The organism is Azospirillum sp. FG154 (genome assembly GCF_057809575.1).
Genome location: NZ_JBMDKF010000002.1, coordinates 415,262 through 429,336 on the forward strand (window position 1 = coordinate 415,262; position 14,075 = coordinate 429,336).

General features: G+C 65.3%; 13 protein-coding genes, 1 tRNA gene and 1 rRNA gene. 5 read left to right on the forward strand and 10 right to left on the reverse strand.

Annotation, left to right across the window (positions count from 1 at the left end; all coding sequences use genetic code 11):
• Positions 1-16: 16 nt before the first annotated feature.
• Together ACODS4_RS04050 and ACODS4_RS04055 are read right to left on the reverse strand one after the other, a co-directional pair.
• Positions 17-925: a hydroxymethylglutaryl-CoA lyase gene (locus tag ACODS4_RS04050; RefSeq protein ID WP_488860961.1), complete on the reverse strand. Its 909-nt coding sequence runs from the start codon at positions 923-925 to the stop codon at positions 17-19.
• The gene (locus ACODS4_RS04055) at positions 922-2,184 is read right to left on the reverse strand and encodes a CaiB/BaiF CoA transferase family protein (protein WP_488860963.1); all 1,263 of its coding nucleotides are present in this window, start codon (positions 2,182-2,184) and stop codon (positions 922-924) included. The genes ACODS4_RS04050 and ACODS4_RS04055 overlap by 4 nt, the downstream gene beginning before the upstream one ends.
• Positions 2,185-2,600: 416 nt before the next feature.
• Here ACODS4_RS04055 and ACODS4_RS04060 point away from each other — a divergent pair, with 416 nt between their 5' ends.
• From ACODS4_RS04060 to ACODS4_RS04075, 4 genes are all read left to right on the forward strand, one after another.
• Complete coding sequence (locus ACODS4_RS04060; RefSeq protein WP_488860965.1) at positions 2,601-3,497, forward strand: NAD(P)-dependent oxidoreductase; 897 nt, start codon at positions 2,601-2,603, stop codon at positions 3,495-3,497.
• 46 nt (positions 3,498-3,543) lie between these two features.
• Positions 3,544-5,238: an IlvD/Edd family dehydratase gene (locus ACODS4_RS04065; protein WP_488860967.1), complete on the forward strand. Its 1,695-nt coding sequence runs from the start codon at positions 3,544-3,546 to the stop codon at positions 5,236-5,238.
• A 79-nt stretch (positions 5,239-5,317) separates the two neighbouring features.
• Positions 5,318-6,670 carry an NAD(P)H-dependent oxidoreductase gene (locus tag ACODS4_RS04070; protein ID WP_488860969.1) on the forward strand — a complete coding sequence of 451 codons (1,353 nt, stop codon included), beginning with the start codon at positions 5,318-5,320 and terminating at the stop codon, positions 6,668-6,670.
• Positions 6,671-6,756: 86 nt separating this feature from the next.
• A complete protein-coding gene (locus ACODS4_RS04075) occupies positions 6,757-7,134 on the forward strand; it encodes a VOC family protein (protein WP_488860971.1) in 378 nt (125 codons plus the stop codon).
• 183 nt (positions 7,135-7,317) lie between these two features.
• Here the strand turns inward: ACODS4_RS04075 and ACODS4_RS04080 are convergent, their stop codons facing one another.
• The 5 genes from ACODS4_RS04080 to ACODS4_RS04100 form a co-directional block, all read right to left on the reverse strand.
• Complete coding sequence (locus ACODS4_RS04080; protein ID WP_488860973.1) at positions 7,318-8,100, reverse strand: MlaA family lipoprotein; 783 nt, start codon at positions 8,098-8,100, stop codon at positions 7,318-7,320.
• A 66-nt stretch (positions 8,101-8,166) separates the two neighbouring features.
• On the reverse strand, positions 8,167-9,609 hold the full coding sequence (locus ACODS4_RS04085; RefSeq protein ID WP_488860975.1) for a sensor histidine kinase: 1,443 nt from the start codon (positions 9,607-9,609) through the stop codon (positions 8,167-8,169).
• A gap of 1 nt (position 9,610) precedes the next feature.
• Positions 9,611-10,270 (reverse strand): response regulator transcription factor, encoded by a 660-nt coding sequence (locus tag ACODS4_RS04090; RefSeq protein ID WP_488860977.1) that lies wholly within the window; start codon positions 10,268-10,270, stop codon positions 9,611-9,613.
• Between the two features lie 176 nt (positions 10,271-10,446).
• Entirely contained in the window at positions 10,447-10,779 is a 333-nt protein-coding gene (locus tag ACODS4_RS04095) for an SIP domain-containing protein (RefSeq protein ID WP_488860979.1), read from the reverse strand.
• A 238-nt stretch (positions 10,780-11,017) separates the two neighbouring features.
• Positions 11,018-11,431, reverse strand: a complete 414-nt coding sequence (locus tag ACODS4_RS04100; RefSeq protein WP_488860981.1) for a DoxX family protein — start codon at positions 11,429-11,431, stop codon at positions 11,018-11,020.
• A gap of 122 nt (positions 11,432-11,553) precedes the next feature.
• Between ACODS4_RS04100 and ACODS4_RS04105 the strand changes: the two genes are divergently transcribed.
• Positions 11,554-12,459, forward strand: a complete 906-nt coding sequence (locus ACODS4_RS04105; protein WP_488860983.1) for a LysR family transcriptional regulator — start codon at positions 11,554-11,556, stop codon at positions 12,457-12,459.
• A gap of 18 nt (positions 12,460-12,477) precedes the next feature.
• Here ACODS4_RS04105 and ACODS4_RS04110 read toward each other — a convergent pair whose 3' ends face one another.
• The 3 genes from ACODS4_RS04110 to rrf all read right to left on the reverse strand — a co-directional run bounded on the left by ACODS4_RS04110 (position 12,478) and on the right by rrf (position 13,816).
• Positions 12,478-13,440, reverse strand: coding sequence for a MipA/OmpV family protein (locus tag ACODS4_RS04110; RefSeq protein WP_488860985.1), 963 nt, complete (start codon positions 13,438-13,440; stop codon positions 12,478-12,480).
• Between the two features lie 86 nt (positions 13,441-13,526).
• Positions 13,527-13,603 (reverse strand) — tRNA-Met (locus ACODS4_RS04115).
• A 97-nt stretch (positions 13,604-13,700) separates the two neighbouring features.
• A 5S ribosomal RNA gene (gene rrf, locus ACODS4_RS04120) occupies positions 13,701-13,816 on the reverse strand.
• Positions 13,817-14,075: the final 259 nt, after the last annotated feature.

The window sequence follows — 14,075 nt, forward strand, 5'->3', positions numbered from 1 at the left end:
ACCCCCGCCTTGACCGTCACGCCGCCACCACCCGATGGCGGGGCAACGCGCGGACATGCCCGCCCACGCACGCGCCGGGAATGACAACCGCCCGGTCGGCGACGGCCAGCAAACGGTCCAGATCGATGCCGGTGCGCACCCCCATGTTGGCGAAGGTGAAGACCAGATCCTCCGTGGCCGTGTTGCCGGTGGCGCCCGGCGCGAAGGGGCAACCGCCCAATCCCCCGGTCGCCGCGTCGAACACGCGGATGCCCGCGTCATAGGCCGCCAGCGCGTTCGCGATCCCCAGCCCGTAGGTGTCGTGCCCATGAAAGGCGAAACCGACCTGCTCAGACCCGTAGTGCGTGCGCAGCCGCCCCATCAAGCGACGGACATGGTCGGGAAAGGCCCGTCCGGTGGTGTCGCACACCCCAAATTCCAGCGCGGACGTTTGCGCCAGCGCCTGCTCGACAAAGCCGCACACCCGGTCCTCGTCCACCCGCCCCTCGAACGGGCAATCGAAGCAGGTCGCGAGGTTAAGGCGGAGCCGGAAGGCGCGCGGCGCGGCGCGCAGCAGAACCGCAAGGTCGGCGAAGGACTCGTCCGTCGTGCGTCCCACGTTGGAGCGGTTGTGCGCTTCGGACACCGAAATCACGAACACGATCTCGTCCACCCCGGCCTCCAACGCCAGCAACCCGCCTTTGGCGTTGGGGGCGAGCACCGATATCCGCCGCCCCGCAGGCTTGCCGATGGCGGCCAGAACCTGCCGGACATCGGACATCTGCGGAATGGCCTTTGGGCTGACGAAGGCGCCAGCCTCCAACCGCGTGACACCGGCGTTCAGCAGACCTTGGCACAGCGCGATCTTGTCCGCCGTCGGGATGATGGGAACGACGGCCTGGAAGCCGTCGCGCGGCCCAACCTCGACAATCTCAACGACGCTCATATCACCCCCTCCGCCGCAAGCTGTTCCATCATGGTCTGAGACAACCCAAGCAAACCGCCATAGACTTCGGCGTTGTGCGCGCCCACCTCCGGGCCGGGCCACCGGATCGCGCCGCCGCCCACACCGCCGCTGAACATCGGCAAGGGTGCCGGATGCAGCACGGTTCCAAAGGCCGGATCCACGACCTCCCGGATCATGCCGCGTTCCAGGAACTGCCGGTCGTTGGCGATGTCGGCGATTGAATAGATCTTCGTCGCCGGAATGTTGACGGCGGCAAGGCGTTCAACCGCATCATCGACCGTCAGGCCAGCGGTCCACTCCCCGATGATCGCGTCCAACGCCTCGGCGTGGCGCACCCGATCCGGGTTTTCGGCAAAGCGTGGATCGCGCGCCAGAGCGGGCCGATCCATCAGCGTGGCCAGCGCCACGAACAACGGGGTCGAATTGGCGGCGATCAGCACCCATTCGCCGTCCTTGCAGCGGTAGGCGTTCGACGGCGCGTTGGTGGGCAGGGTCGAGCCGGTCGGTTCGTGCACCTTGCCCAACAACCCATATTCCGGCAGACACCCTTCCATCAGGCTGAGAACCGATTCGGTCAGCGCGACATCGACCACCCGCAATTCCGGGGTTTGCCGCGCGCGTTGGTCCAAAATCGCGGCCAGCGCGCCGAACGCGCCGTACAGGGCGGCGACGCTGTCGCCCAGGCTGACGCCGGTGCGGGCGGGCGGCAGATCGGTGACGCCGTCGGGAAAGGCGGTCAACCGACGGATGCCGCCAATCGCCTCGCCAATCACGCCAAAGGCCGACCGATCCGCGTAGGGTCCGCTCTGGCCATAGCCCGAGATCCGGACCAGCACCAAACCGGGGCGGGCGCGTTGCAGCGCGTCGTGATCCAGGCCCCAGCGCTCCAACTGGCCCGGCCGGTAATTCTCGACGAGAACGTCGCATTCCCGCACCAGAGCGAGCAGCATCTCCTTGGCCCGCGCGCTCTTCATGTTCAGGGTGATCGACCGCTTGTTGCGCCCGTGCACCGACCACCAGATGGACGACCGACCGCCCTGCATCTCGCCCCAGCCCCGCACCGGATCCCCGCGACCGGGGGCCTCCACCTTGATGACGTCGGCCCCAAGATCGGCCATGAGGCGGGTGCAGAACGGCCCGGCGATGAAATGTCCCAATTCCAGCACGCGCAGGCGCGTCAAGGGACCATCAAGCGATGGCGAGGCTGCGTTGTCTGTGGTGCCCGTTTCCACGCTCATGACGGTCGTCCTTGCTGCTAATTTCCTGGGCGATGAAACGATGGCGGCGCGCCCGCTCCGTGGTTCGACCCGGATGGCGGTCGATCCGGCAGGACAGCCTCGCATGGACGGCGCGGCGCGCTGAAGACGCCCCTTGCGGCCCCGACCATCGCCATCCGCGATGCTGACCCCATCCGCTCATCCGGCGCGATCACGCAGGACAGCCGCGTTCCCAATACGCGGAACGGACCATCTTCAGCGACGATGGTTACCGTCGCCAACGGTTGATGGCGTCGTCGCTTTCCCCGGTTCATCGTTCATCCATCGTCGAACACGGCGGCAATGGTCCGCAAAGCCACCAAACCCGCCCGGCACGCGTGGCGCGTCCGCATCGACCGGCGATCCAGTTGACTGGGCAAAATAAGTGGGGAAACGAGATGAAGGTCGGATTTATCGGGCTTGGCCAAATGGGCAAGCACATGGCGCTCAACCTTGCCGGATCGGGCCACCCGTTGACGGTCAGCGATCTTCGCCCGGATTCCTTCTCGGCGTTTGACCGGGAAACGGTGCGGACGACGACGGACGCCCGCGACACCGCCGACGCCGATGTCATCTTCTTCAGCCTGCCCAACGGCGATGTGCTGAAATCCCTGCTGTTCGGGGACGATGGGCTGGCCGCGCGGCTGCGCCCTGGCCAAATCCTGGTCGACACCAGCACCATCACCTATGGCGCGGCGGTGCAGGTGGGCAAGGACCTCAGCGCGCGCGGCGTCACCTTCCTCGACGCCCCGGTATCGGGGATGGAGGCGCGGGCGAAGGATGGAACCCTGACCTTCATGTGCGGCGGCCCGCGCGACGCGTTCGAGACGGTGCGCCCCCTGATGGCCGTGATGGGCAACACCATCCTGCACATGGGCGGATCGGGCAGCGGACAATTGACCAAGCTCATCAACCAGTTGCTGTTTGACGTCAACATGGCCGCGCTGGCCGAAATTCTGCCGATGGCGGTCAAGATGGGGCTGGATCCCGCGCAGGTCGGTCAGGTGGTCAACAGCGGCACCGGGCGCAGCTACGCCTCCGAATTCTTCATTCCCAACATTCTCCAGGACCGTTTCAGCGCCGGATACCCGATGCGCGCCGCCTACAAGGATCTGGTCAGCGGGGCCGACATTTCGGCCAGCGTCGGCATTCCGCTGCCGGTTCTGGCGGCGGCCACCGCCACCTATCAGCAGGCGTTGCTGCGCGGGCATGGCGACAAGGACAAGGGCGGCATGATCCTCGTGTTCGAGGAGCTGCTGGGCGTCCGTTTCCGTCAGACCGCCACCGCCCTTTGATCGGGCTTCTCCGCGCCCACCCCCCTTCGATCACGGATGTTCCAGCATGACCAGCCCCAAGGGTCTTGATCGCGGCCTGACCAACTACGGCGACCGTGATTTCGCGCGCTTCCTGCGCCGCTCCTTCGCCCGCTCCACCGGCCTGTCGCCGGATCTGTTGAGCAAGCCCATCGTCGGCATCGCCATGACGCCGTCGGGCTTCAACAACTGCCATCGCCACATGCCCGATCTGGTCGACGCGGTGTCGCGCGGCGTTCTGGCCGCCGGGGCGCTGCCGATGGCCTTCCCGACCGTGTCGTTGGGGGAGGTGTTCCTCAACCCCACCAGCATGATGTACCGCAACCTGATGGCCATGGACACCGAAGAGATGATCCAGGCCCAGCCGATGGACGCGGTGGTGATGATCGGCGGCTGCGACAAGACCGTTCCGGCTCAATTGATGGCCGCCGTGTCGGCGGGCCTGCCCGCGATCCAGTTGGTGACGGGACCGATGTCCACCGGACGCCACCGGGGCGTGCGGCTGGGGGCCTGCACCGATTGCCGGGGTTTCTGGGGCAAATACCGGGCGGGAACCGTCGATGCCGAGGAGATCGCCACCGTGGAAGGGCGGCTGTCGGTGACGGCGGGGACCTGCGCGGTGATGGGCACCGCCAGCACCATGGCCTGCATCGCCGAAACCCTGGGCATGTCGCTGCCGGGAACCGCCGCCATCCCGGCGGTGCATTCCGCCCGTCTGGTGGCGGCGGAGGAAAGCGGCAAGGCGGCGGTGCGCCTGATCGCCAACCCGATCACCCCGTCGCAGATCATCACGCGGGAATCGGTGGAAAACGCCTTTCGCGTGCTGATGGCGCTGGGCGGCTCGACGAACGCCATCATCCACCTGACCGCCATCGCCGGACGGGCGGGCATCCGCATCCCGATGGACCGGCTGAACGCGATCTCCGACGAAACGCCGGTTCTGGTCGATCTCAAGCCGGTGGGCGAAGGCTATATGGAGGATTTCTTCGCGGCGGGCGGCGTCGGCGCGGTGCTGCGCGAGCTGCGCCCGCTGCTGCACCTCGACACCATCGACGTGGAGGGCCGCAGCTTGCGCGAACGGTTGGAGGAGCCGCTGGATTGGGTGGATCCAGCGGTGATCCGTCCGGCGTCCAACCCGGTGTCCCCGGTGGGCGGCCTGATCGCCCTTCAGGGCAGCCTGGCCCCGGACGGAGCGATTTTCAAACGCGCCGCCGCCACCCCGGCGCTGTTTGAAACCGAGGGCCGCGCCGTGGTGTTCGAGGATCTGGAGGATCTGAGCCGCCGGATCGACGATCCCGACCTCGACGTCACCGCGACCGATGTGCTTGTCCTGAAGAACGCCGGGCCGCACGCGGCGGGCATGCCCGAAGCGGGCTACCTGCCCATTCCCAAAAAGCTGGCCCAGGCTGGGGTCAAGGACATGGTGCGCGTGTCCGACGCCCGCATGTCGGGCACGGCCTTTGGCGCCGTTGTTCTGCACGTCGCCCCGGAGGCGGCGGCGGGCGGGCCGCTGGCCGCCGTGCGCGACGGCGACCGCATCCGCCTGTCGGTGGCGGAAAAGCGGATCGATCTGCTGGTCGATGATGCCGAAATCCGCCGCCGTCTGGCCGACCATCGCGCACCGCCCAAGCCGCGCCGTGGATACAAGGCGCTCTACCGCCGCGAGGTCACGCAAGCCCCGGACGGCTGCGACTTCCGTTTCCTGATGCCCGACGCCGACTGATCGGGTTTCGGCGGTCACGGCTGTTCCCCACCCTCATGACACAGGGCGTGGCGGTTCTTCCGCCACGCTGGAGGTCCGTATGAATCTGTTCAGCAAATTGCGCGAACGCGACGCCGCCGGGAACCCGGTGCGCGTCGGTTTGATCGGGGCCGGAAAGTTCGGCGCCATGTATCTGTCCCAGGCCCTGCGGACACCGGGCATCCAGGTGGTCGGCGTTGTCGATCTGTCGCCAACCCGCGCCATGGAGAATTTGGCGCGCGTGAACTGGCCCAAGGAGCGCTGCGCGGCCGCGTCGCTCGACGACGCGGTGAAGACCGGCGGGACCCATGTCAGCGACGATTGGCGCGCCCTGGTCGCCCATCCGGGCGTCGAAATCATCCTGGAATGCACGGGCAACCCGATCGCGGCGGTCGATCATTGCCTGGCGGCCTTCCAAAACGGCAAGCATGTGGTGAACGTCACCGTGGAGGCCGACGCCTTTTGCGGTCCGTTGCTGGCGCGCAAGGCGCGCGACGCTGGCGTGATCTACAGCCTGGCCTATGGCGATCAACCGGCGCTGGCCTGCGATCTGGTGGATTGGGCGCGCACCTGCGGCTTTCCCATCACCGCCGCCGGACGGGGCCACAAATGGTTGCCGCACTACCGCGAATCCACGCCGGACACCGTTTGGAATTTCTGGGGCCTGACTGCCGAACAGGCGCGGGTCGGCGGTCTCAACCCCAAAATGTTCAACGCCTTCCTCGATGGCTCCAAACCGGCGATTGAAAGCACCGCCATCGCCAACGCCACCGGCCTGGAGGCCCCCGACGATGGTTTGGCCTTCCCCCCCGGCTCGGTGGACGACATCCCCACCCTGATGCGCCCGGTCGCCGAGGGCGGCGTTCTCGCCCGCAAGGGCATGGTGGAGGTGATCTCCTGCCTGCGCACCGACGGAACGCCGATCCCCTACGACATCCGCAAGGGGGTTTGGGTCTGCTTCGAGGGCGACACCGAGTATCTGCGCCGTTGCTTTGAAGAGTACAAGGTCGTCACCGACCCCAGCGGGCGTTACATGTGCGCCTACAAAAAATGGCACCTGATCGGCTTGGAACTGAGCGTGTCGGTCGCGTCCGTCGGGTTGCGCGGCGAGCCGACCGGCGTCGCCACCTGCTTCAACGCCGACGTGGTCGCCACGACGAAACGCGCCTTGACCCCTGGCGAGATTCTGGATGGCGAAGGCGGCTACACCGTGTTCGGCAAGCTGGCTCCGGCGGCCAAATCGGTGGCGCAGGGCTGTGTTCCGCTGGGCTTGGCGCACAATCTCAAAGTCGTGCGCCCCATCGCCAAGGACCAAGCCGTGACCTGGGACGATGTGGAGATCGATTCCTCGTTGGCGGCGTTCACGCTGCGTCGGGAAATGGAACAGATCCACTTTGGCAACGGCACCCGGTAACATCACCGCCCACGCGCCACCCTCGGAAAATCACGCCCTCCCGTCGCCCAGCCATGGGATGACGGGCCATCATGCGGAGAGCGTTCATGATTGTGCGCCTTGACCATTTTGTTTTGACCGTCGCCTCCATCGAACGGACCTGCGCGTTTTACCAACGCGTCCTGGGCATGAACTGCGTCACCTTCGGCCAGGGTCGCAAGGCTCTGGCCTTTGGCCAGCAAAAAATCAATCTGCACGAGGTTGGCAAGGAGTTCGAGCCGAAGGCCCATCGCCCAACCGCCGGTTCCGCCGACTTTTGCCTCATCACCAACACGCCCTTGGCGGAGGTGATCGCGCATCTTCAGCGCCAGGAGGTCGTCATCGAAGAAGGCCCCGTCGCGCGCACGGGCGCGATTGGTCCCATTCAATCCGTCTACATCCGTGACCCCGATGACAACCTCGTCGAAATCGCCAATTATCCGTGACATGACCTGTTCCAGAGTCGGTTTACGGCCTGGAGCGTTTTTCTGATCGCCAAAGCGCAGGACAGCGGCGGGTCTTGCGGTTGGAGACGGGGTGATAGCGCCCCGTCTGCGCCCCGTCTGCGCTGATGAGCGCGAACCTCCTTGGAATGGACGACGGAACAGGGGGCGGACGTTGGCGTCCTTTCAGGGTGGGAACTCCAAAGACTCCGCCTTTCCATTGGTCGGCTGACCGCCAGTCCTGCCCTCTTCAACGAAGGCCTCGCGATGCTGCGCGTACACGCTGCGCAGCGTGGCGTAGTAATCCATCGAATTTCTCTCCAAATCCTCCGTCACGGGCAGCATCCGGGCGCGCCCATCGACCATTCCGGCGGCGGCGGCCGAAAGTTGGACCACCTGCGCGCCCGGAACATAGCCGACCGGATCGCCGAAGAACCCCAAAGCCGTTCCAACCGAATCCCGCACATTGGAGGATCCAAACAGAGGAAGCTGGACATCCGGGCCGGATCCGACGCCCCAGACTCCCAGGGTCTGCCCGAAATCAGCCCGGTGCATCGGCAAATCCCAGTCGCTCGCCACATCGAACAGCCCGGCGCCGCCCAGCGTGCTGTTGACGGAAAAGCGTTGCGTCGTGATCCAGGCCCGCCCCATGTTGCCCTGGAGCATGTCGTTCACCAGCACGGCGGGCGCTTGCAGATTTTGACTGACATTGCGCAGGCCGTCGCGGGCGGCGGCCGGAACATAGGTCTGGTAAGTTCGCGCCACGGGTTGCAAGGCGTTGCGGTCAATCCATTGATTGCCCTGAAAGATGATGCGGTTCATCGGCTCGGCGGGATCATTCCCCCCATCATGGCCCACGCGCGCGGCCGGATCGACCGGCGTTCCGGCGCAGGCGCCAACAGCCAGAAGCCAGGCGAGCGCAACCGCCCGCCCCGGAAACAACGTGCGATGCGACAGAACGGCTTTCATCGGCTCGCTCCCATATCCGTATTCATCATGTGGATTGCTTCGACTGACCATTTCAGGATGTGTTGTTCAACGCGATGGCGCGACGGTCTGGGGCGTTGAGGCGACCATCACCGGTCGGGGCAGAGTCGCCCCCGGCAGGCGCAAGCGGACGAGCAATCCACCCAGCGCCCCCGGCTCCAACCGCTCCACGGGCACACCCATGCGCTGACACAGTTCGGCGACAATTGACAGGCCAAGCCCCACCCCATCGTCGCCAGAGCGCCCCAGCCGCTGGAAACGCGCGAACGCCCGTTGAAACGCCTCCGGGGCCAAGCCGGGGCCATCATCTTCCACCAGCAGATCAAAGGCGGTCGGATCATCGGCGGCGATGTCGGCGACGGGTATGTCGGCACCGGGGGTGATCGTGACGACGACACGGCCCGGCGCTCCGGCATATTTGAGCGCATTTTCAACGATGTTGCGCAGCACGATGGCAAGCAGTTCCGGGCGCGTCGTGACCCAAGCGGAACGGGGCGATTCCAGAACGACCTCCACCCTCCGCCTGTTCGCCAATGGGACCAGATCGGCGACGACCGACTGGACGACCCCGACCAAATCAATGCGGTCGGCGGGATTCTGCGCGAGATCAACCGACTGGGAGCGGGTGACGTCGAGAAGCTGCGAGATCAGCCGTCCGGCCCGATCTGTCGCTTGCAGGATGTTCGCGAAGCGGGGGCGGCTACTGTCAGGCAGATCCTCTCCCAGGGCTTCGACCTGCGCTCGGATCGCGGTCAGCGGCGTGCGCAGTTCGTGCGCCGCGTTGGAAACGAAGTCACGCTCGCGCGCCAGCACAACGCGCAGTCCCGCCATCAGGGCGTTGAGCGCATGAGCCACCCCACGCAATTCGTCCGGGGCCTCCGTCTCGTCCAGCGGCTCCAGATTGTCCTCGCCGCGCTCGCGCACCTGTCGGGCGAACGCGCCGAGCGGCGCCAGACCAGAGCGGACGCCGACACCAAGAGTGATGGCGATCAGGATCGTGCTGACCAGCACATAGGCTGCGGCCAGCCCCGCCACATGGAGCGAAGAGAACAACGGATCGAACAGATTGACGCCGATCACCACCCGGGTGCCGCTGCGCTTGTCCTCGAAACCATGGAAGATCCGCGTGGTGTCGCCGATATCGGTCTCGCCATGCATTGGCAAGGCCAGCAGTTGATCCGGCGGCAGCGCCTGCGAACTGTAGAGAAGCTGCCCTTGGCGGCTGACGACGACCAGATAATCACCAGGATCGAAGTCCGGCCCCCACCGCTGTTCCAGGCGCGGCATCGTCATCGGCGGCGTTGCGATGGCTGGCGTCGGCTGGCTCGACGCGAAAGCCAGCATCAGTTGCGCCGTGTGGGCGGTCCGGCTGTGGATCGACTGACTGTATTCCAGCGCGACCGCCACGATGATTAGGACCGATGCCGGCGCCCAAACCGCCGCGATCAACCAAGCCAGACGACGTTGCAGCCGCGCGCGGATCGACAGCATTCTATTCCCTCGGCAGCATGTAGCCGACCCCACGGATCGTCTGGATCAGATCGGCTCCCAGTTTGCGGCGGATCTGCGACACGAAGACCTCCAGCGTGTTGCTCTCGGCCTCGCCGTTCCAACCGTAAAGATGCTCCTCCAGCGTGTTGCGCGTGAGAACGCGCCCTTGATTTTCGATGAAACGCAACAGCAGCGCGAACACCTTCGGGGTCAGCGCGACGCTCTCGCCGCCGCGCCACACCATGAAGGAAGCGGGGTCAATCCTCAAATCCCGGTATTGCCGAACATCCGAGAGAGGGTTGCCGCGTCGGCGGGCAAGCGCCCGGCAGCGAGCCAGAAGCTCCTCCATCTCAAAGGGTTTGACCAGATAATCGTCGGCGCCCAAATCCAGACCACGCACCCGGTTGTCCAGTTCGTAGCGCGCGCTCAGGATCAGGATCGGCGTTCCCGACCAATCAGTCCGCCGCTCACGCAGGATCTCGAAGCCGTCCCGGTCGGGCAGGCCCAGGTCAAGGATCATCAGATCGAAGCCCGCCAATTCCACGATCCCATCCAGACTCGCCCCGTCCTCAAGCCAATCGACGGTCATTCCAGCCCGGATCAGCCGCGCGCGGATCGCGTCGCCGATCAGGGGGTCATCTTCGACAAGCAAAATCCGCACGGCTTGCTCCCAACAGCTTGACGCCAGAGTTGCCGCGAGAACCTGAAGCCAGCCTGAACCATACTGACGCATCAGGATGGGTTTGCCGCCAACGGGGGAACTGCGGGGGGGGGGACCGCCCACACACCGGATCGCGGTCGCCGCAGGGACGACGACCATCCAACCGGAACGGCGCGTCAGTCGAGGCCGACTTTCCCCTCGGCCCAATAGGCCTTGGTCAGAATGCGATTCGGGGTGACGCCGTTCTTCCGCAACGCCCGCAACAGGCTTTGGACCGTCCGGGCGCGCCCGGCAAGGACGAAGCCGGTGTCCTGATTCCCCGCATGGAGCAAAGCGCCGGTCAGCCTGTCGAGATGGCCGTCATCCGACTGTCGGTCGATCACGGTGGCGCGCAGCCCCAGCCAATCGGTGACGCCATGCATGGCGTTCCGGTCGCCAACCTCGAAAAGGGCCTGGGCGGGTCGCCACGCGGCGGCGAGGCCGATCACGGTTTCATCGCCGACAAGCATCCCGGTCCTCGCGTCAAATCGGGACAGGTCCAACGACTTGCGTGGACCGAACAGACGGACCAATTGGCCGGGCCGGGCGTCGCGCGCCCACAGGCCGCCAGGTCCGGGGGCCAGCGCGTGGGCGAGAAGCCTGCATCCACGGCCAAGGGCCGCCACCGTGGCGCAGGAAGTGTGTGGGCATGCGCATGGCAATCAACCGGATAGGGTCGGAGCGGGATGGAATTGGGGCTGGATGCGGTCAGCGGGGGTGAATCGGCAGGGCGCGACCGCGTCCCCACAGGACGAAGGCCGTCAGAGCCAGCACCACCACGTTCATAGGCACGACCGCCGCTTCGCCGCGCGTCAGATGGAACAGCAGAGCCAACACCTGCAACACGATGATGCCGATTGCGGCGAGCGTCGTCAGACGCGGTTGGATGCGCGTCAGCGACGGCAACAGGACGCCAAGGCCGCCGAGCAGATCCACAACGCCCGTCACCACCGCCAGGCGCGGATAATCCCCTGTCCAAGGGATCATCGCGGCGAGCTGGTCTGCCGACATGGCCAGCTTGGTTCCGCCAGCATAGACGAAGAAGAGCGCCAACAGGCTTTGAACGGTCCACAGTCCGGGACCAAGGAGGTTGCGACGAGGGGCAAGGGTTGCGCTGCTCATGGGGAGATCCTTCCGTTATGGCGTTGTCGGCGGCATCGTTGCCGACCACCACATTGCCGGTCGAAAACCATCTTCGGAAGCGATATGATTTCGATGAAAACCATCTATAAAGGAGATGGAATGTGATCGGCGCCTTGACGTTGGACCAATTGCGCGTGCTCGTCGCCATCGAGGAAACGGGCAGCTTCTCAGCCGCCGGACGCAAGCTCCGGCGCGTGCAATCCGCCATAAGCCATGCGATTCAGACGCTTGAGGACACGCAAGGACTCCAGCTCTTCGACCGCAGCGGTCGGACGCCACGCTTCACCGAGGCTGGCCGCGTGCTGGCTGCTCAGGCGCGGCAGGTGCTGCGCCAGGCTGAGGCCTTTGAACGCGCCGCGCAGTCGATCGCGGCGGGATTGGAGCCTGAGCTTTCGATCGCCGTCGACAGTTTCGTGCCGACGGGTCCGGTGATCCGGGGGCTGGCCAACCTGCAACTCGCCTTTCCCGATCTTACGGTGACGCTGTTCACCGAGGGAATCGGAGCTGCGGAGCGACGTGTGCGCGATGGCGGCGCCACGCTGGGGCTGTGCGCGCTGCTGCCGTCCACCACGCAGGATTTGCAGGCGACGGCGCTGACACAGGTCACGCTGGCGCCGGTCGTGGCGCCGACGCATCCCCTGGCAAGCGAGACGCGCCCACTGACGCGGGACATCCTGGCCGAGCATGTGCAACTGATCCTGACCGATCCGCTGCAACGCCCTGGTCCCAGTTTCAGCGTCGTCAGTCCACGCGTGTGGCGTTTCGTCGACATCGCCAGCCGTCTGGAGTTTCTGCTGGCGGGTTTCGGCTGGGGAACCATGCCGCATCATCTCGTGGAAACGGCCCTGGACTCCGGTCGCTTGGTGCGCCTGACGATCGACGACCCGGCGGTGCTGCCGGGATCAATCGGACTGTTCGCCATCCACGACCGAAGCCGCCCCCTTGGTATTGGCGCGCGCTGGCTGCTTGAGGAACTGCAACGCCAGGGCTGGTTCACCAAGCCCTGACGGACGACGGCGGGTTTCCTACCAGCGATAACTGAGACCGACGAGCGCGCTGAATTGATCCGCGCTTCCCTCCTGCTTGACGAGCGGGCTGTCGGCAGCGTCGCCGAGCATACGGGAATAGCCCAACCGGCTCATGGCTTGGATCGAGTCGGTCAGGGCATAGCCGACACCGACGGCGACGCCCGCATCCTTGAAACCAGCGCCCGCGTCGTAGCGGGCCAATCGGCGGACGGATCGGGCGGATTGGGCGGCGGTTATGCCGAAGCTGCTGCTCATGTAATGGTCGTCGGCCCAGGTGAGGTGCGGCGATACGCTCAAACGGGTCCGGTCGCCGAACAAGCGGATCGAATACTCCGCTTCGGCCGTGGCCACGAGGCCATCGCGGTCGCCGCCCAGGTCGCGGGCAACTTCCAAACCGAATCCCACGGGCCCCATCTCATAGCCGAGCCGAACAACGGCCACCGCGCCGCCGTCCACATTGCCCAACCCCTTCAAGGCGTCGTTGCTGCTTTCCTTGCGCCCCATATCGTAGCGGAGACCAAGATCGATCTTCACAGCATCGGTGGCGAACGGAGTGATCAGGAGTCCCGGTCCTCCCTTCGTGGTGAGCCGCACCCGGTCCCGCCAGGACACCTCGACAATCGGGATCGGCAGCACCTTGTAGTCGTTGGAGCCTTCATAATCCGGCGCGTACATGCCGCCGCCGCCCAGCATGAAGGTCCAGTCATTGGATGGTTTGCCGGCCTCGTTTTCCGCCGCTTGCGCCGCGTTGCCCGCCATGGTCGCGCAGAGAACCGCCGCCAGGACCATCCCGCAGTCGAATGATGTTTTCATGATGGTGGAGTGCGCCTTATGCAAAAGTAGGTTCGGCGCCGACCTTGTCATCGCTTGCTGAACGGGAGCTGAAGGGAACGAATCAACCATTAAAAATCCATCCAATCCGCCGAATCCATCCAGAAGCTTTCCTTCTGTCGCTTCCACGAGGCTTCCAGTGAGCCGTTCCGGAGGCGGAATTGCGCACAGCAAAAAGCCCCTGAAAGCGGTTTGCTTTCAGGGGCTTTATGATTTGGTTGCGGGGGCAGGATTTGAACCTGCGGCCTTCAGGTTATGAGCCTGACGAGCTACCGGGCTGCTCCACCCCGCGAGTGTTCTTTGGTGCGTGGCGCGCTGTGTGGAGGTGGGTTTGTGAGATGACGGCGCGTTTTTGTTGGATCGTTGTGGTTGTCTCTTGTGCCTGAGCGACCTGGCGGCGACCTACTCTCCCACGCCTTAAGACGCAGTACCATCGGCGCAGAGGCTTTTCACGGCCGAGTTCGGGATGGGATCGGGTGTTTGGCGCCTCGCCATGACCACCAGGTCACGCAGGCACAAGACCGACAACCAACCGCTGCGGCGTCCTGTTTCCAGGGGTCGCAGCCGAACCAACGTTTGTTTCGCGCTGTTGTGCAAGTGAAGGGAGGATGTTTGTATCTGAACCGGCGGTTTGCGTCAAGTCTTTGTTTGGACTGACGTTCGCTGTGCTGAACAGGCTTGCCGCTGCGCGCGGCGCGTCTCGTTGGAGTGAGATCAAGCCGCTCGAGCGATTAGTAAGGCTTAGCTTCAGGCGTCGCCGCCCT

What these genes read in the sequence shown, in the direction of transcription:
- ACODS4_RS04050 (WP_488860961.1), bottom strand. Translation starts at nt 925, where the DNA reads ATGAGCGTCGTTGAGATTGTCGAGGTTGGGCCGCGCGACGGCTTCCAG.
- ACODS4_RS04055 (WP_488860963.1), bottom strand. Translation starts at nt 2,184, where the DNA reads ATGAGCGTGGAAACGGGCACCACAGACAACGCAGCCTCGCCATCGCTT.
- ACODS4_RS04060 (WP_488860965.1), top strand. Translation starts at nt 2,601, where the DNA reads ATGAAGGTCGGATTTATCGGGCTTGGCCAAATGGGCAAGCACATGGCG.
- ACODS4_RS04065 (WP_488860967.1), top strand. Translation starts at nt 3,544, where the DNA reads ATGACCAGCCCCAAGGGTCTTGATCGCGGCCTGACCAACTACGGCGAC.
- ACODS4_RS04070 (WP_488860969.1), top strand. Translation starts at nt 5,318, where the DNA reads ATGAATCTGTTCAGCAAATTGCGCGAACGCGACGCCGCCGGGAACCCG.
- ACODS4_RS04075 (WP_488860971.1), top strand. Translation starts at nt 6,757, where the DNA reads ATGATTGTGCGCCTTGACCATTTTGTTTTGACCGTCGCCTCCATCGAA.
- ACODS4_RS04080 (WP_488860973.1), bottom strand. Translation starts at nt 8,100, where the DNA reads ATGAAAGCCGTTCTGTCGCATCGCACGTTGTTTCCGGGGCGGGCGGTT.
- ACODS4_RS04085 (WP_488860975.1), bottom strand. Translation starts at nt 9,609, where the DNA reads ATGCTGTCGATCCGCGCGCGGCTGCAACGTCGTCTGGCTTGGTTGATC.
- ACODS4_RS04095 (WP_488860979.1), bottom strand. Translation starts at nt 10,779, where the DNA reads ATGCTTGTCGGCGATGAAACCGTGATCGGCCTCGCCGCCGCGTGGCGA.
- ACODS4_RS04100 (WP_488860981.1), bottom strand. Translation starts at nt 11,431, where the DNA reads ATGAGCAGCGCAACCCTTGCCCCTCGTCGCAACCTCCTTGGTCCCGGA.